This window comes from Desulfuromusa ferrireducens, assembly GCF_055389805.1.
On the sequence record NZ_AP042415.1, the window covers coordinates 3,724,828 to 3,742,249 of the forward strand.

The 17,422-nt window shown below is 48.6% G+C and carries 15 protein-coding genes and 2 tRNA genes; 5 read left to right on the forward strand and 12 right to left on the reverse strand.

Features of this window, described 5'->3' with window-relative positions:
• Window positions 1-6: 6 nt before the first annotated feature.
• From ACZ5PT_RS16595 to ACZ5PT_RS16610, 4 genes are all read right to left on the reverse strand, one after another.
• Window positions 7-741 carry a P-loop NTPase family protein gene (locus ACZ5PT_RS16595; protein ID WP_464264139.1) on the reverse strand — a complete coding sequence of 245 codons (735 nt, stop codon included), beginning with the start codon at window positions 739-741 and terminating at the stop codon, window positions 7-9.
• Window positions 738-2,402 carry an ExeA family protein gene (locus tag ACZ5PT_RS16600; protein ID WP_464264140.1) on the reverse strand — a complete coding sequence of 555 codons (1,665 nt, stop codon included), beginning with the start codon at window positions 2,400-2,402 and terminating at the stop codon, window positions 738-740. Before ACZ5PT_RS16600 ends, ACZ5PT_RS16595 begins: the two co-directional genes overlap by 4 nt.
• Complete coding sequence (locus ACZ5PT_RS16605; RefSeq protein WP_464264141.1) at window positions 2,393-3,976, reverse strand: GumC family protein; 1,584 nt, start codon at window positions 3,974-3,976, stop codon at window positions 2,393-2,395. Before ACZ5PT_RS16605 ends, ACZ5PT_RS16600 begins: the two co-directional genes overlap by 10 nt.
• Before the next feature lie 83 nt (window positions 3,977-4,059).
• A complete protein-coding gene (locus ACZ5PT_RS16610) occupies window positions 4,060-4,776 on the reverse strand; it encodes a polysaccharide biosynthesis/export family protein (RefSeq protein WP_464264142.1) in 717 nt (238 codons plus the stop codon).
• 858 nt (window positions 4,777-5,634) lie between these two features.
• On the opposite strand from ACZ5PT_RS16610, the gene ACZ5PT_RS16615 reads away from it, so the two are divergent.
• On the forward strand, window positions 5,635-6,513 hold the full coding sequence (locus ACZ5PT_RS16615) for a hypothetical protein (RefSeq protein WP_464264143.1): 879 nt from the start codon (window positions 5,635-5,637) through the stop codon (window positions 6,511-6,513).
• A 309-nt stretch (window positions 6,514-6,822) separates the two neighbouring features.
• The gene (locus ACZ5PT_RS16620; protein ID WP_464264144.1) at window positions 6,823-7,251 is read left to right on the forward strand and encodes a peptidoglycan-binding domain-containing protein; all 429 of its coding nucleotides are present in this window, start codon (window positions 6,823-6,825) and stop codon (window positions 7,249-7,251) included.
• 408 nt (window positions 7,252-7,659) lie between these two features.
• Here the strand turns inward: ACZ5PT_RS16620 and ACZ5PT_RS16625 are convergent.
• The 4 genes from ACZ5PT_RS16625 to ACZ5PT_RS16640 form a co-directional block, all read right to left on the reverse strand.
• A tRNA-Gly gene (locus tag ACZ5PT_RS16625) sits at window positions 7,660-7,734 on the reverse strand.
• Between the two features lie 39 nt (window positions 7,735-7,773).
• Window positions 7,774-7,848 (reverse strand) — tRNA-Gly (locus ACZ5PT_RS16630).
• A gap of 120 nt (window positions 7,849-7,968) precedes the next feature.
• Window positions 7,969-8,556 (reverse strand): CDP-diacylglycerol--glycerol-3-phosphate 3-phosphatidyltransferase, encoded by a 588-nt coding sequence (gene pgsA / locus ACZ5PT_RS16635; protein WP_464264145.1) that lies wholly within the window; start codon window positions 8,554-8,556, stop codon window positions 7,969-7,971.
• Window positions 8,556-9,128, reverse strand: a complete 573-nt coding sequence (locus ACZ5PT_RS16640; RefSeq protein ID WP_464264146.1) for a transglycosylase SLT domain-containing protein — start codon at window positions 9,126-9,128, stop codon at window positions 8,556-8,558. Before ACZ5PT_RS16640 ends, pgsA begins: the two co-directional genes overlap by 1 nt.
• A 149-nt stretch (window positions 9,129-9,277) precedes the next feature.
• Between ACZ5PT_RS16640 and nadB the strand changes: the two genes are divergently transcribed.
• From nadB to ACZ5PT_RS16655, 3 genes are read left to right on the forward strand one after another with little or no spacing between them, the layout of a single operon-like run.
• On the forward strand, window positions 9,278-10,903 hold the full coding sequence (gene nadB / locus ACZ5PT_RS16645; RefSeq protein WP_464264147.1) for an L-aspartate oxidase: 1,626 nt from the start codon (window positions 9,278-9,280) through the stop codon (window positions 10,901-10,903).
• An 11-nt stretch (window positions 10,904-10,914) separates the two neighbouring features.
• The gene (locus tag ACZ5PT_RS16650) at window positions 10,915-11,187 is read left to right on the forward strand and encodes a chorismate mutase (RefSeq protein WP_464264148.1); all 273 of its coding nucleotides are present in this window, start codon (window positions 10,915-10,917) and stop codon (window positions 11,185-11,187) included.
• Between the two features lie 5 nt (window positions 11,188-11,192).
• Window positions 11,193-11,402: a hypothetical protein gene (locus tag ACZ5PT_RS16655; RefSeq protein ID WP_464264149.1), complete on the forward strand. Its 210-nt coding sequence runs from the start codon at window positions 11,193-11,195 to the stop codon at window positions 11,400-11,402.
• A 115-nt stretch (window positions 11,403-11,517) separates the two neighbouring features.
• Here the strand turns inward: ACZ5PT_RS16655 and pyrE are convergent, their stop codons facing one another.
• The 4 genes from pyrE to ACZ5PT_RS16675 are packed head-to-tail and all read right to left on the reverse strand — an operon-like array spanning window position 11,518 to window position 17,361.
• The gene (gene pyrE, locus ACZ5PT_RS16660) at window positions 11,518-12,069 is read right to left on the reverse strand and encodes an orotate phosphoribosyltransferase (protein WP_464264150.1); all 552 of its coding nucleotides are present in this window, start codon (window positions 12,067-12,069) and stop codon (window positions 11,518-11,520) included.
• 51 nt (window positions 12,070-12,120) lie between these two features.
• The gene (purF, locus tag ACZ5PT_RS16665; RefSeq protein WP_464264151.1) at window positions 12,121-13,527 is read right to left on the reverse strand and encodes an amidophosphoribosyltransferase; all 1,407 of its coding nucleotides are present in this window, start codon (window positions 13,525-13,527) and stop codon (window positions 12,121-12,123) included.
• A 26-nt stretch (window positions 13,528-13,553) separates the two neighbouring features.
• On the reverse strand, window positions 13,554-14,378 hold the full coding sequence (locus ACZ5PT_RS16670; RefSeq protein ID WP_464264152.1) for a phosphoribosylformylglycinamidine synthase subunit PurQ: 825 nt from the start codon (window positions 14,376-14,378) through the stop codon (window positions 13,554-13,556).
• A 1-nt stretch (window position 14,379) separates the two neighbouring features.
• Window positions 14,380-17,361, reverse strand: a complete 2,982-nt coding sequence (locus ACZ5PT_RS16675) for a phosphoribosylformylglycinamidine synthase subunit PurS (protein WP_464264153.1) — start codon at window positions 17,359-17,361, stop codon at window positions 14,380-14,382.
• Window positions 17,362-17,422: the final 61 nt, after the last annotated feature.

A 17,422-nucleotide genomic window follows, 5' to 3' on the forward strand; every position in this document is an offset into this window, starting at 1 on the left:
TGCCCCTTATAGTCGCCTATAAATACTTTCGGGGATTGGATACGTCCGGTTCGTAAGGATGACGCCCAAAACGTTCCCCCCCTGAGCCGCAATCTCTCTCTTTTGTTTTTCAGCGATCTGCCATCGGGTTTTCCCCGCATCAACAACCAGAACGATACCGTCAACGTGGGGCGAAAACAGAGTCGGCCTGGGTGGTTTGGCAACGGACCAGGAATCAACCAAGACAAGATCGAAGGTTTTCTTCAACTTCTCCATGAAGCTTTCGGTCTGCTTAAAATCAGAATCAACCGGCAACAAACCGGACTCCATCGAGAGACGACTTACAAACAACATATTTTTGCCCGCTAAACCCTTAGACTCGGTGACACCAAAATCTTTTTGCAAACCCCTCATCCAACTGAGCCTTGAGTGCTGATCAAAAAAATTAAAATCGCTCGTCTGCTGCGGATCAGAATCCAACAAAAGTACCGACTTCTTCAGCACACTGGATGATACCTTGGCAAAGGTGCGAATTATCGGTGTACAGCCGGCCCCTTTACGGGTATCAACAAACTGAACAATTCGACCACCGGAGCCATGCACAACAGTAAATATCGTCCGATATAAACCAACCAGGGTTTCAGTCAACTCTGGAGAGACAGTATTATTGATGTCACTCACTTGCGGAATCGGCAGCGAACGCTCTGATATTCCCGACTTCTCAAGTTCAAACTGCTGAAGAGCTTCGTATATTTTACTCATTTCAATACAACCTCCTCCCTTGTGGCTCTCAATCGGCCATTAACACGCTGCTGCCTATGCCATAAGAGCAATGGATCCATTTCAGGGAAAAAAATTACCCCGCCGATTTGTATTTCATCCATATTTGCAATATGTGGATTGTGCCTTTTGATCCACATATGAATTCGCGTGTTATAAATGCCATAGGTATCGAGACAAAGCTTAGATACGGTGTCGCCTTTTTTGATTATCTTCACTATTGGAGAAGGCTGGGCAGAGTTTTTGTAACCCTCTGCGAATAAGGAAAATTTTGATTCAGCCTTTGGCCACAAACTCTTTTCTGCTGCAACATCCGTTGTTGATTGCTCTTCTAATACGTCTGGCGAGGCTGTTGAAACTGGTGGCTCGGTGGGGAGAGGAGAAGAAGTTTCAACTGGCAAGTTGCTTATTTTTGAGTCGTCGACGGTTGCGATAAGCTGCGGTTTGTTAGCAGTAATCGGAGCCTTGTCCTTAACCGGTGCTGTGAGCTTTTTATTTGCAGAAATCGGCCTGACATCATACCTGACCAAGTTGCTTATTTTTGAGTCGTCGACGGTTGCGATAAGCTGCGGGTTGTTAACAGTAATCAGAACCTTGTCCTTAACCGGTGCGGTGAGCTTTTTATTTGCAGAAATCGTCCTGACATCATACCTGACCGATTGTCCGTAAGACTCTTGAATGGTTTTGGCGCCAATCAGTTTTTCCATCGCTTCACTAACCGCGTGGGGGAAAGAATAGAGATAAGAAGCAGCCAACAAGGCACTTGGTATAAGAATCAGCATACTGACCGCAGCCCCCTTGCGCTGGTGCTGAGTGGAGAAACAGCTCCCTTCATAATCAGCGATAACCTGCTTGACGAGTTTCGCAGATAGCGGTTTTTTCTGCAGACCATAACCCGCAACCAGAGAATTTTCGCTCAGAACATTAATGATCCTTGGAACCCCTTTCGAATGCTTGACAATCAGCTTAATAGCGTGTTTCGTAAAAATAGGATCATGCCCTCGAGAGGACAATGTCAGTCTGTGGTGAAAATAGTTAAAACTCTCCGGCATGGACAAGGGCGTAATTAAAGCTTTATATGCAATGCGTTGACGGAGTTGTCTCAACTCGTAAAGATCAAGCTTATTTTGCAATTCCGGCTGACCGACAAGAACGATCTGAATGAGCTTGGCTTTTGACGTTTCAAAATTTGACAGGATGCAGAGATTTCCAAGAGTTTCAACTGGCATATTCTGCGCCTCATCAATGATCAAGACGAGATTCCTCCCTTTACTCATTTTTTCGAGCATCACTTCATAAGCCAACCTCACCATGTCGTTCACTTGGTGATTTTTTTCGATCGCCTCAGAGGAAACTCCTATTTCATGCAGAAAAGTTTCCAGTAACTCGGTAAAAGTTATTCTTGAATTGAAAATAAATATTGGCAAAATCGCACGAAGATCAATTTTCTGCAGATATGATCTTATAATGGTCGTTTTCCCGGTACCGACTTCACCTACAACCGAAACAAACCCTTCGCGTTCCCGTATGCCGTAAATAATCGCCCCTAGAGCGTCTTTGTGCTGCGGACTCAAATACAGAAACTCTGGGTCTGGAGCCAGACTGAAGGGTTTTTTATTCAACTGATAAAAGTTCAAATACATGCTTCAAATTCCTTTTGAGAAATACTGGCCAACACAGGCAACCCCAATTTCTCCTCAACATCCTCAGGAACCTTAATCGTGCTATCAAAATACTCGCGTAAAAAAGCCACGCCCAAGCCGCCAGTCAAGCCGAACAGCACGCCAAGCATTAGATTCAAAGCTTTGCGTGGTTTTATCGGCACGAGAGATAAGGTTGGCGGCTGAACAATACTGACATTGGAAATGCGACCAGAATCCAAATCTGCCGAAATTTTTGCCCGCTGCAGATTCTCTCGATATTGCAGATACTCACTGTCTGCGATATCTATGTCACGATGGAGACTCTTCAAATTTATTTCGTGGCCCGACATCTCGATCAGGACCGCCTTGCGCGCTTCAAGTTGCTGCACGAGGATTGTCTGACGAGCATTAAGTGCCTGCAGTTGGGCCAATTCATTTGCAAGACTTAATTGCAATGACTGGTAGTTGGTATCAACCCCTTGCGTAATCTCGGTGAGTGTTACACTTTCCTGGCTTAATTGATTTTCAACCAGACGAATCTTGTCGCGCAGGTCGATAAGAGCCCTGTCAGTATCAGGGTAACGTGCGGACAGGTCTGACTCCTCAGAGCGAAGCTCAAAAAGTCGATCTTTTATAGCCTCCACAGCCCTGTTTGGCCGCCCAGTAACACGGTTCAGTTCTCGACTCGGTGACCGTCCTTGAAGACTGCTTTTGATAGATTCAATTTTGGCACTAGAAGCACCGATCAAGCTGACAACCTGATCAGCTTCCGTCTGCAACATACTGACCTGCTCCAAAACTTTCACCTTTTGCCCATCCATTGAGGACATTGAGTTCTGTTCTTGAAAGTTTTTTAGTAGATTTTCTTTATGCTCTAAGATCGCCCTAAAACTCTCTGCCCTTTCCTCTATAAATTGAAGCGGTGCTTGTGCTTGATGCATTTCTATATGTCGGTCAAGATACTGGTCTATCAACACATTCAATATATCTCGAGCCAATTCTGGATTTCCTGACTGGAAGGCAAGACCAATGATATGACTTTGTTTTTCGGCCCCTACGGTCAAACTTTCCATTAGCTTAGCAACAGCTATTTCACTCAGTGGCAGTGGATCCTTCAAACCAAGCTTAATCAACAGGATCCTTGCAAAACCCATTAAACTAAAACCAGTATTTTGTGCCGACTCACCTTCATTCATTTCCAAAATGACATTCGGACCCATTTCCGCCACCGTCAGTTCGGCCAGGATCCTACTGGTAAGGGTGGAAACCTCAGAGTTCAACTCACTTTCTCGATCAGACCGTACTGAATTCGTAGGACCAATCACGGAGGGATCAACAGACATGCTTTCTCGGCCCAGCTTGATAAAAAGTTTGGCATCCGACTGGTAGGTGGCAGAAGAAACAAATGTTAGGACTGTAACAGTGACAACCGTTACAATAAAAAAAGAAAAGATATAGAACTTATGACGAAAAAGTATGCCAAGGAGATGACGAAGTGAATTATCATCTCCAGTAGCTACAGTTATTGCCTGGTATATTTCGGTATTGGCTGGAAGATTGCTTTTATTTTCCATAACCATATCCTCTCAAATAACTCTATTCAGAGAACAATGCCACCATTTAACCTATCAAACAGACACTTAACAAAAAATGATTATCAGTTATTATCATCTGGATTTAAGTCATAGCTCATACCAATACCGACACCTCGGTAAAGCAGTAAATCTTGAACATACTGTTTAACAAATTTATTTACTTTGGCTATTGCAGATTTTGGAACATAAACAATATCTGCAGGCTTCAACAGCACATCGACATTAGGGTCACTCCCATAAAGAACCTTATGTAAATTCACAAAAATAGGAACAGGCTTATTATCTGCCCCTTTTCGAATAATGATGGCACTCTCTGGCTCAGCAGTTTCTTTAAATCCACCAGAGTTGATAACCGCCTGCAGGGCGGACATATTCCCCGTCAAAGTTAAGACGCCAGGGTTTTCAACCTCGCCACCCACGTAAATGTTCTGATCAGCAAGGGAAACGACAACAACGGTGATTTCCGGAGATTTAAGTTTTGTGGAATAAAGTTCCGTAAGGTGCGTATCCAAGCCAGCAGGGGTGAGGCCGGCAGCGGTTACTTCATCAACTAACTGCAAGGATATTTTCCCATCAGGCCGGATGCTTTGTTGATAATCCAATTCAGGCCAGAGCCTGAACTTGACATCAATAACATCACCAGGACCAAGCACGGTCGTAGTCAGCGTTGGGACCATAGCTTTCTGGGAATTTAAAGCAGTAGCGGAGATTTTAGGGGTCGGAGCGCAGGCAGCTAAAGACAAGATACACGTTACGATGATTAATCTAACGATCAACATTACACCCTCCTTTTGAGTTATGACTTATTCAGCCCCAATTAAATTGCAAGCAACACTGGCAATCAATCGGAAGCTAAAAAAATGACATTTCATTTTTTCATTCATTTTACAGGATTGGTGTATACCCACCTCAGGAAGAGAGTGGTGTTTACCGGGAGACAAGCCCTGGATCGTAGAATCTTAGTAGTAGGATTTCAGGGCGACACAAATGGCTGCGTCTCGCTATCCTGTCATCCCTCAGGCATTTACAATTGAATTCATTCTCTAATAAACTTATAAATATGTTTATCTCGAATTTGTAAGAAATCAAGAGGTATCGAAATTTTTATTTCTAATTAAGAAAGCCCAACCACCCTAGCATTTTCCTTGCATCAAGACAGACAATAAGCCTAGGCCATTGATAAACAACTGCTATTCCCATAAATAAATCAACAAGGAAAAATCAACAATTCAAGCAAGTACCGGATATTTGCGGCATAGAACTGACGGCTATTCACATGATCTGACACGGAAAAAAAATACATCTAACAGCTCCTATCTACAGCGACAAAGCGCGATTACAGCCTCGCATGAAGAAAACACAGTAACTAGCTTAAGATACTAATAAATAGAATCTTTATTTTTTACCAATTGACCTCAGCCCTTTTCTTGGCCTATAATTAAAATAAGCAAATCTCATAAAAAACTGTAAATCAACCCGACAAAAAACAATCCATCGCAAGCTACGAATAGTGATATCAGCGGTCCAAAGTGAATAAGTCGCCACGACGGCGGAACTACCAGATGCCCCCCCCATCGTATCTTTGGTAATACCTGCACAATGGGCGTTCTAGGCACGCATTGACGAAAGTTACCAGAATGAAATATCCCAGATTCAGAATCTTTGCATGCTATCGGTATTGCCTGTCGTTCTCACTCGGAATCATCTTCCTGCTGTTCGGAAGTACCACCTACTCGGCCACGTCAGAATCCACTACCGAAATCAATCTGCCTGAAATGCTCGGTCAAGTTGTCTACCATTCGAACACCTCGGCACCCTCGAAAATCTACATTATCGCCAATGGCCATCGCAGCGCCATCACTGGAGCGAACGCCGTCAAAACCGTACAAGCCCAAGTTGAAACCTTTCGGATCGGGGAGTGGTTGATCCAACAGAATCAGATTGAGCTCCTCCTCCCCGAAGGATTTTTCGGTCAGATAAATGAAACCGATACAGGTACTGAAAACAACCGCCTTCTCGACAACAAAGCATTGCGCGAAACCCTGACTGACACATCACTATTCGTCAATGCCGAGCTGCTTCTCCATAAAAACTATGGCATCAGTCTCAATCAGATTGAAGATCGAACGCTCTACAGCCGTACGCGCGAACGACTCCGCGCCAGCCTGAATACCGGTGACCGACACTCTGCTGCGTTCAACAGCGAGTTTGCTTATTTACAGAAGCTTAGAACCGCCGCCATCCTGCAAGGCACTCCTGGTGCCATCGAAAACGCCTATCATCAGGGTAGAATTTCAGCCCCCCATGCCATGCTGACGATTGGCCTGGGGCATCTGGATGACATCCTTACGTTTCTCGAAGCTGGAGAGATCAACATTGCTGCCCTGCAAACAAATACAAGGGACTTTCCCGCCCTAGCAGCAAAACTGGAACTACTAAAGAACAAAATCAGCGTCACAGTGATCGTTCCCCGAGCGCTGATTGACCATCGACAGAACTTGAAGCGCCGGACCTAACCTGAACGACAGTTCTCAAAAAGAAATATTTCCTTAAACTACGCCTAGAGCCGCTGACGAAAACACCATTTTCGAAGTTGAATAAACCTCGGTAATCACTCCACTGTTCCCATCAACCCAACCTAAACAACCGATTTATAGTTCTTTTCTGTATTGACAATCTTTTCGCAGCTGATAAAAGGAACGTCAGGGCGAAGAAACCATGCCCTTGATGACATATTTTGCTGATGTGTCGGACCTGATTTGAGGACTGACGTGCCGGAGTGGCTATGGGCAATCTCATGGACGCGATCGGAAAGGAGAAACCAAATGAAACGTGGAGTTCTAATTCTAACCCTGGCTTGCACTATTGGCCTGCTGATTTCCAGCCAATCACTTGCGAGCAAGCAGCTTCAACCACTGAGTAGCTCACAAAGTGAATCAATCCAAAACAGCCAGCAAATAGCATCGCAACAGCTCAACCAAAAACAGACCAAGGAGATGCAACGCCTTCTGAATGAGCAAGGCTACCAGGTGGGCAACGTCGATGGCACTATCAATCAAGAAACCATGGATGGAATCCGTCAATTTCAGGAGTCCGAAGGGCTGGCTGTCACCGGAACGCCAAACCAGGAGACCCTGAGGGCCCTCGCACCCGGCAGTGATCAACAAGAATTCTTTGGGCTTTCACCGGAGTTCGGAGAAATGGGCAAAGAGGCGATTGACTCACCACAAACCCCGAAAGCTAAAAGCTATTAGCCCTTCGTGACAAAGGTCCCCATAGTCGGCCGGGACGCAGTCCCGGCTTTTTTTCTACTGCGGACCAAACCAGACCGCGCACGATCACATCCTCACAACACAAAGAGCACTTCAAATACCTATATGTTGCAACATTAAAAGCAAGACAACCCACCGGCCAAATGCGTCTAGTCCTCGGAAAGCCTTATTCCAACAAAGCCGACAAGCCAGAAAAATGATGCTGCCAACCTGGACCCATCCCGAACAGCCCAAAAAAGATTAAGCCAAAGGTAGCAGTCAGCAAACAGGCGACGGCCATCGGGAAAAAATCTGGTTTAAATCAGCGGAGACGAAATAACTGAGCGTTACAATTTAGGCTAATTACAAAAAAAAGCGACCAGGTCAAAGACCTGATCGCTTGATTTCTTATGGAGCGGGAAACGAGATTCGAACTCGCGACGTCAACCTTGGCAAGGTTGCACTCTACCACTGAGTTATTCCCGCAAACTTTATGTTTGCGAACTGCCAAAGCAGTTTATTTTATGGAGCGGGAAACGAGATTCGAACTCGCGACGTCAACCTTGGCAAGGTTGCACTCTACCACTGAGTTATTCCCGCTCAGATTTATGCTCGTCGTGACGAGCGGATGCAGTTATAGCAAAACGATTTGCAGAGTGTCAATATAAAATAAAAGTTTTTCCCAACACGGCCATATTACTTATATTTCAACAATTTAAATCACCTGGCAAAAACGCGAAAAAACCTTATCAGATAATCTGCTCCTGACCAGAGGGTCAACAGGAATGAAATGTAAAAGAAGAAAATCCCGACATTATGAAAAGAGGGATAAAGAAAGTTCACTTCGATGCCAAAAAACCAGTAATACTGGTAATGCAACAAGAGTCCAATAATGGCGACCATCTGAAAAATGGTTTTATATTTCCCCAAATCACTAGCAGAAATCACGATCCCTTCCGCAGAAGCAATGGAACGCAGACCGGTAACAAGCATCTCCCTGGCCAGAATAACAAAGACAGCCCAAGCCGGCACACGATCGAGCGGAATCAGCATAATCAACGCCCCCATGACAACAAGCTTGTCCGCCAGAGGATCAAGAAATTTCCCCAAGACAGTGACAATTTGCCACTTCCGCGCCAGGTATCCATCCAACCAATCAGTGATTGCAGCTAAAGAGAAAATGAGCGCGGCCCAAAAACTGTTCTCTCGCGATTCGAACATCAACAAAACAACCACCACCGGCACTGCAGCAATTCTGCCCAGGGTAAGCATGTTCGGCAGGTTCATCAACTTGACTTCTTGTTCCATCAATAAGTGCCCTTTACACGGCGATAATAATCAAAATAATACTTAACCCGCTTAACGTAATTCTGGGTTTCTTTATAGGGTGGAATACCGCCATATCTACGGACAGTCGTTGGACCGGCGTTATAGGCCGCCAAGGCATAATCAAGGTTCCGATCAAAAGAATCAAGCATTTTACGCAAGTATAATGAGCCGCCATAGATCGCCTGTGAAGGGTCAAAAGGATCGTTGACACCGACTTCGATTGCCGTTTCTGGCATCAACTGCATTAATCCCTGGGCCCCCTTATTGGAAACCACCGATGGATCAAAATTACTCTCAACCCTGATAACCGCTTTGATTAACGCTGCATCGAGACTAAATTTTTGGGCGAAATGCTGAATCAATGCCTCCAGACGATAACCTTCACCATCGCCACTATATAAGCGGTACTGGCTGCTGGTCGGAACATTGGTAAAATGCATCCGCCCACTCGCATCAACATAGCGATAGATGGCGGCATCAACCAAATTCGGCAGCAACAGCGCCGTTATAAGAAAGAGCAAAAGGGGTAAACGTGGATTCTTTATGAGCATCTTGTAACCTTAGACGAATCAAGAAGATAATTCAACCGTGTAAAACCGTGAATTTCTTGACATCCTCAACGCTGCGCCCGATAATGCCGCTCATGAAATTTTTGCCTGTTATTGTCTTCTGACACATTGCCAGTCAGGACTTGTAAGCCATGAAGATTACATCTGATTTCCTTGTTATCGGCACAGGTATCGCCGGTCTTTCCTACGCCCTTAAAGTGGCCGATCGCGGAACCGTCTCGCTGGTCACTAAAAGAGATATCGACGTAACAGCAACGCAATTAGCGCAAGGAGGGATAGCAGCGGTCTCATCTGCCGAAGATAGCTTCACCTCTCACGCCCAAGACACGATGGTTGCGGGCGTGAACCTGCCCCACCCTGATATCGTCGACCTGGTAGTAACTTCCGGCCCAAAAGCGGTGGCCGACTTGATCGACTGGGGTGTCAAATTCAGTCGCAATCAAGAAGACCAATACGACCTGACCCGCGAGGGCGGTCACAGCCACCGCAGAATTCTCCACGCCAAGGATGCCACCGGCCGTGAGATTGAACGCGCCCTGGTCGAAGCGGTGCTCAAACACCCCAACATCAACCTCTATCAGCACCATATTGCCGTCGATTTAATTACCGAAGGAAAACTACTTAAAAAGGATTTGGAAACAAATCGCTGCCTCGGTGCCCACATCCTCGACATTAACAATGAAGAGGTCATTACCTTTGCCGCCAGAATTACCGTCCTGGCGACGGGTGGGACCGGAAAAGTCTATCTCTACACCTGCAACCCGGACGTAGCGACCGGCGATGGGGTCGCGATCGGCTGGCGCGCTGGCGCGGCTGTCGCCAATATGGAATTCATGCAATTCCACCCGACCACCCTCTATCACCCGAACGCTAAATCCTTTTTGATTTCCGAAGCGGTGCGTGGTGAAGGGGCGATTTTGCGCCGTAGTGATGGCTGCGCATTCATGCCCGGCTATCATCAACTCAAAGATCTCGCCCCACGTGACATCGTTGCCCGAGCCATCGACAACGAGATGAAGAAACATGGTGACGACTGCGTTTTTCTCGACATCACGCACAAAGGCGAAGATTATATCCGCGACCGCTTTCCGACCATTTACCAGACCTGCCTTGATTATGGCATCGACATGACCAAGGAACCGATCCCGGTCGTGCCAGCGGCACACTATCTGTGCGGCGGACTGCAAACAGACAGCAGCGGCGAAACCTGCATCCGCAATCTCTATGCAATCGGCGAAGTTGCCTGCACCGGCCTGCACGGTGCCAATCGACTGGCCAGCAACAGCCTGCTAGAAGGGGTCGTTTTTGCCAAACTTGCGGCCGAATCCTCAATACAACGCCTGAGTGAGAGCTATCCTCCCGTCCCTCTTTTTGAACCCTGGGACTGCGGCTCGGCGACCGACAGCGATGAAGAGGTTGTGGTCGCGCATAACTGGGACGAAATCCGGCGCTGCATGTGGAACTATGTCGGGATTGTCCGCTCAAACAAGCGCCTGCACCGCGCCATGAGTCGGATAAAGATGATTCAGGAAGAAATTATTGAGTACTACTGGAACTTCTATATTACCTCCGACCTGATTGAGTTGCGCAATATCACCACTGTCGCCGAATTGATCGTACAAAGTGCCTTAATGCGCCAGGAAAGCCGTGGCCTGCATTACACCATCGACTACCCACAGACAGATGATGAAAACTCACTCCACGACACGGTCATCAGCGGCTGCCAGTATCACGATGACCAAGACCAATCGACCTAAGGGATTTTGCTTTGGATATCGACACAATCAGAAAAAAAATCAATCAACTTGATAACGAGTTGTTGCGCATCTTTAACGAACGCGCAGCCATGGCCCTAGAGATCGGGCAGATCAAGAAAAAACTCGACCTGCCGATCTATGATCCAAAACGGGAAAAACTGATCTTTGAGCGAATGAAAGAGATCAATCCCGGACCACTCGACGATGATGCGATAACCCGTTTTTTTGAACGGGTCATTGACGAAAGCCGCAGCCTCGAGCGCGCACGCTCAAAAGGGGAATAATTGCCATGCTGGTTATCATGAAGAAAACCGCCACCGAAGCAGACATTGAACAGACGAAACAGTTTCTGGTGGAGCAGGATTGTGACTTCCACCAATCAACCGGAGCTGACCGGATCATTCTCGGTGTTGTCGGCAACACCAGCCGTATCGATCGGGACGATCTCGGCCACCAACCGGGAGTGCTTGACGTTTACTGCATTCCGAGCGAAGAATAAAAAAGCGGGACCCTGAATCGAATCAGGGTCCCGCTTTTCTCTATCCGTAGGGGCGACCCATGGGTCGCCCGCCATATTGATCCGGGCGAGCTATAGCTCGCCCCTACGTTTTTATTTAACCAACAACTTCCGTGCGGGTAAAGACGGTCCGCAATTGCTGCCCAGCGCCTTCAATCGCCTCACGCGCACCCTCTTCACGATCAACCAGCGTGACGATCCCGAGGACGACCAAGCCCTCCTCTTCTGCGCGTTCAACAGCTTTGAGTGAAGAGCCACCGGTGGTGGTCACATCTTCAACAATCACCACCCGCGAACCCGGTGGTAGATTTTTACGTCCTTCGAGCCACTGACCGGTGCCGTGACCTTTAGGCTCCTTGCGGATGATAAAGGCATGCACATCAGCCCCATCAAGGTGTGCGGCAATCGAGGTGGCCGTTGCAATCGGATCGGCACCGAGAGTCAAACCGCCAACGCCATCAATTGGTCCTTCGAACTGCTTAACTTCTTCCCAGAAAGCCTTGCCGACCAGCAAACCACCTGTGGCATGCAGGGTCGTTTGCTTGCCGTCGAAGTAGAAGTTACTTTTGCGACCGGAAGCGAGGGTGACCTCTCGCTGCTCATATGACATTTCTACAAGAATCGGTTTCAATTGATCTTTAACACTCATCGTACTCTCCTTGATCCAGCCTTAACTATCGGGCGATAACAACCTGAAATATCAGAACAAACCAAGTTGCTCGTCAGATTTCATACGCGGGAACTTTACCGGATACTCACCACTAAAACAGGCATCACAAAATTTAAAATCCCCCTCACCAAACTTCTGCACCGACGAGAGCATGCCGTCACGCGAAAGATAACCGAGAGAATCAGCCGTGATATAACGAGAGATTTCATCAATGGTATGTGACGCCGCAATCAACTCTTTGCGCGATGGGGTATCGATGCCGTAGAAGCAAGGAAAACTGGTTGGCGGACAGGAGATGCGAACATGAATCTCCTTGGCCCCGGCATTGCGGATCATCTTAACAATTTTCCGTGAAGTGGTCCCGCGCACAATTGAATCATCTATAACGACAACCTTCTTGCCTTCGATAACTTCACGCACCGGGTTCAATTTCAACTTGACTCCGAAGTGGCGGATCGACTGTTGTGGCTCAATAAAGGTCCGTCCAACATAATGATTACGGATCAGACCGAGCTCAATCGGCAAGCCAGCCTCTTCGGCGTAGCCCATCGCGGCGGGGACACCGGAATCGGGCACGGCAATAACCAGATCGGCATCCACCGGGAACTCCCGCGCCAATTGCCGACCAAATTCCTTACGCACCATATAAACGTTGCGATTGTAGATCCGGCTGTCGGGCCGAGCAAAGTAGACGTACTCGAAGATACAGGGAGTATTATGCGTCTCCTTGAATGGAAAAAATGATTCCATCCCATCCTTGTCGATAACGATCAATTCGCCCGGCTCAAGTTCACGGATATATTCAGCTTCAATCAAATCGAAAGCACAGGATTCGGAGGCGACCACATATGCGCCGTCCAGTTTTCCGAGAGCCAAGGGACGGAAACCATTTGGATCACGCACCGCAATCATCCGCGTTTCGGTCAAAAAAGCCAAACTGTATGCACCCTTAACCTGGAGCAAAGCCTCACTAAGACGCTCAACCAGCGAATCAGACTGCGCGCGGGCAATCAGATGAATAATGGTTTCGGTGTCGGCCGTGGTGGAAAAGATCGAGCCGCTCTTTTCCAGCTGGTTGCGCAATTCCTGGGCGTTGACCAGATTGCCGTTGTGGGCAACAGCAATGCTGCCGCGCGAATAGTCGACCATGATCGGTTGACAATTCTTGAGGTCATTGCCACCGGAAGTCGAATAACGCACATGGCCAATAGAGGAACTGCCCGGCAGGGTGTCGAAAATTTCGTTACGCTTGAAGACATCAGAGACCAGCCCCATCCCCAGATGCGAGTTGAGATGTGTGCCGTCCGAAGCGACAATACCGCAACTCTCCTGACCGCGATGCTGCAAGGCATAGAGGCCGAGATAGGTCAGGTTGGCGGCTTCCGGATGGCCGAAAATTCCGAACACACCGCATTCTTCGTGTAATTTATCAAACATCAGTATCGATGACTCCTCAAGCGGTACTACTTCAGTAGTTCGTCGCGAATAAAGCGGATTGCGTTCTGATACAGCCACAAACCCATGCCCTCTTCCGGAAGTTCCTCCCGGGTCCAGCGTGGGTGATGAGTGCGGTGAATGTAGGCTTCGGGGTGTGGCATCAGCCCAAACAGACGCCCGGTCGGGTCGCAAATACCGGCAATGGCGGACTGACTGCCATTTGGATTATCCGGATACTGCTGCGTTGGCTGCAAATCACTATCGGCGTATTTCACCACCGCCAGATGCTGCTGCTCAAGTTGTTGCAATGTCCCTTTATTGTCGGTGACAAATTTCCCTTCACCGTGCCGTACCGGCAAATAAACGCCCTCAAGACCGCGAGTAAACACGCAAGGCGATTCACTATCAACCTTAAGCCAGGTCCAGCGATCCTCAAAACGCCCGCCATCATTGAAGGTCAAGGAACAGCTTTGCTTATTCTCGACGGTAAGCGCCGGTAACAGGCCCATTTTCACCATCAACTGAAAGCCGTTGCAGACGCCCATCACCAGTTTTCCAGCGGCGACAAACTGGCGAATCTGGTCGGCAATCGTCTGCTCGCTACCAGCAACCTTGGCGTACAACAGGCGGTTGGCTCCCGCCTTGGCACTACCCAAGTCATCACCATCGAGAAAACCACCGGCCAGATTCAGAAAGTGATAATCTTCCAGCTTGACGCGCCCGGCCAAGAGCTCTGCAATATGAACAATATCGGCAACATCGGCGCCAGCCAGTTTACAGGCAAAGGCGACCTCGCGCTCACAATTGGTGCCATTTCCGGCAATGACAATCGCTTTAACACTTTTGGGCATCTTACATCTCCCGCAAAGGCGCTTGCCACGCCTCTTTCAATAAATCGATTGGCGTACTGATCAGTACCGCCCCATTTTCCCCGGTCACCAACAGTTCAGGCTGATTAGTCACCTGGCCAATCAGTTGGCAGCTTTGCCCTGTGAACAGGCCTTCAAAGGCACCCTGCTGTTCAGGTCTGATCGTCACCAGCAGGCGGCTTTGAGATTCCGAAAAGAGGATTTTATCCGCCCGCATACCGCTGCTTGCTGCCACCTTTTCCAGAGAAGCCTTGATACCGTAACCGCCAGCAAAAGCTTTTTCCGCCAGTGAAACACCCAGGCCACCATCCGAGAGATCATGGCAGGAGACTATCAAGCCTTGCCGTTGCGCCTGATTCAGGGTGCGATAGCGCGCCAGCGCAGTAGTGGAATCGACCTTCGGCACATTACTGCCCAACTCTCCCAGCTCCGCGTAATACTCTGAGCCGCCCAATTCGTCAAAGGTATCACCGAGCAGATAAACCAGGTCGTCGGGACGCTTAACATCCATCGACACCGATTTGCGCGCATCGGCAATCTTGCCGATCACCGAAAAGAGCACTGTCGGCGGAATGGAAATCTTGGTGTCGCCGATCTGGTAGTCATTCTTCATCGAATCTTTGCCAGAGATCAGCGGCACACCGAAGGCAACGCAATATTCGTACAGCGCCTTATTGGCCCGAACCAGCTGGGCAGCCTTATATTCACCATCCGGTGTCTTGTCGCTTTTAACCGGATCACACCAGCAGAAGTTGTCCAGGCCGGCAACATGGTCGATGTTGCCACCGACGGCGACATAATTACGCAAACCTTCGTCGATAGCGCAAGCCATCATGTGATAGGTGTCAATATCGCTGTAATTGGGGCAGATCCCGTGGGAGACCACCACACCTTCAAAGGAATCGAGGATCGGCCGGAAGACTGCTGCATCGGAAGGACCATCATTAGCAACGCCAACCAGCGGCTTGATAACTGTTCCTGCCTGCACTTCGTGATCATAGCGGCGAACAACCGATTCCTTGGAACAGATATTGAGTCGCGCCAGCAATTTCTGCAGTTCAATATTCAGATTTTGCGGCTCAGGGAAATCCGGTTCACTCAGAGTCTTCGGCTGCCACTTGGCCGGGATAACCATCTGCGGCACACCTTCGTGCACAAATTCCATCGACAGATAACAAACCGTCTTGCCTTCGTAGAGGCAGTGGAAATATCCAGAGTCAGTAAAGTTACCGAGATCGGTCGCTTCGACATCCATCTCTTTAGCCAGAGTGATAAAATCATCCAGCTTGTCGGATGGCACCGCCAAAGTCATCCGCTCCTGCGCCTCGGAAATTAAAATTTCCCACGGCTGCAGGCCAGCATATTTGAGTGGTGCGCGATCGAGGTGCATTTCGAAACCACCGGTATCTTCGCCCATCTCTCCCACCGAAGAAGACAGGCCACCGGCACCGTTATCGGTAAAGGAATTATAAAGGCCACGATCACGGGCAATCAGCAAAAAGTCGAACATCTTCCGCTGCGTGATCGGATCACCGATCTGCACTGCGGTCACCGGCGAACCCTCGTGCAACTCCTCGGAAGAAAAGGTCGCGCCGTGTATTCCATCCTTGCCGATGCGGCCACCGGTCATAACGATATGATCGCCGATCAGAACCTGTTTTTCGTGGCAAGGCTGACCGTTGAGGTTGCGCGGCATAATCGAGGCGGTTCCGCAATAGACCAAAGGCTTGCCGGCAAAACGCTCATCGAAAACCAGCGAACCGTTAATGGTCGGAATGCCGCTTTTGTTGCCACCGTGCTCGACACCCTCGACCACCCCTTCAAAAATCCGCCGTGGATGCAGCAAACGCGGTGGCAGCTCTTTTTCAAAAAAAGGTGAGGCGAAACAGAAGACATCAGTATTAAAGATCAACCGCGCGCCCATACCGGTGCCGACACCATCGCGGTTACAACCGACAATACCGGTCAACGCGCCGCCGTAGGGATCCAAAGCGCTTGGTGAGTTGTGCGTTTCGACCTTGAAGACAATGCTCCAGTCAGCGTTGAACTCGATAACCCCGGCATTGTCTTTGAAAACCGACAGGCAGAAATCATCATCGCCCATCGCTTTACGAATATCGCGGGTTGCGCCGACAATATAAGTCTTGAACAGCGAATCGATGATCTCTTGATTGCCATTCTCGTCTTCGTATTCAATCTTGGCGGAAAAGATTTTGTGTTTACAGTGCTCACTCCAGGTCTGCGCCAATGCCTCAAGCTCGACATCGGTCAATTCCGCACCAAGACCGACCGTTTCACGGATGGCAATAATCTGCGGATCTTCAATGTGTTGCTTGATCTTCAGCATCTCTTCGAGATTAAGCGCCAACATTCCCTGGCGGCTGATCTCGAGCAACTGATCGTCACTGACCTTGAGATTAATATTCTGTACGGTCGGGGAGCTACCGCTGACGACCTTCGGAACGGTCACTGGAACGCCGGTCTTCGCATCCAACTCATCAGCGGCAAGAATGGTCCAACGCTGAATCAAACCATTGGCAAGAAAATCCTTGGCAATCTTTTCCGCAACAGCGATATCCTTCAGCCCAGTCAGCAGGTACTGAGTGGAGGTATAAACGCCCTCTTCAGCCTTAAACGGACGACCGGTAATATACTGGATAGCCTCTTTGGCGGTCCGACCGGTGTTATCTGTCACTCCGGGACGTAAACCAACCTCAATCAAAATATCAAAACCGCTTGCCAGCGGTCGATTGATTGCGACATCCTGAATGACAGGGTCGGAAAAGGGACCGGCGGCAGCCAGTTCAATTTCGGCATCACTCAACTCGGCATCAACGGTATAGACATCCAGTGTTTGGACTGAGTCCAACTGGTAGCCGAGATGATCCTTGATTTCGCGACGCACCCGCTCACCACGAGCATCCTTAACGCCACTTTTCAGTCCGACAACTATTCTCCAGGCCATTCAATTCTCCGCGTTGTTCTTAGTCCCATGAAACAAGCAAAGCAGGAAAATTCATTCCTGC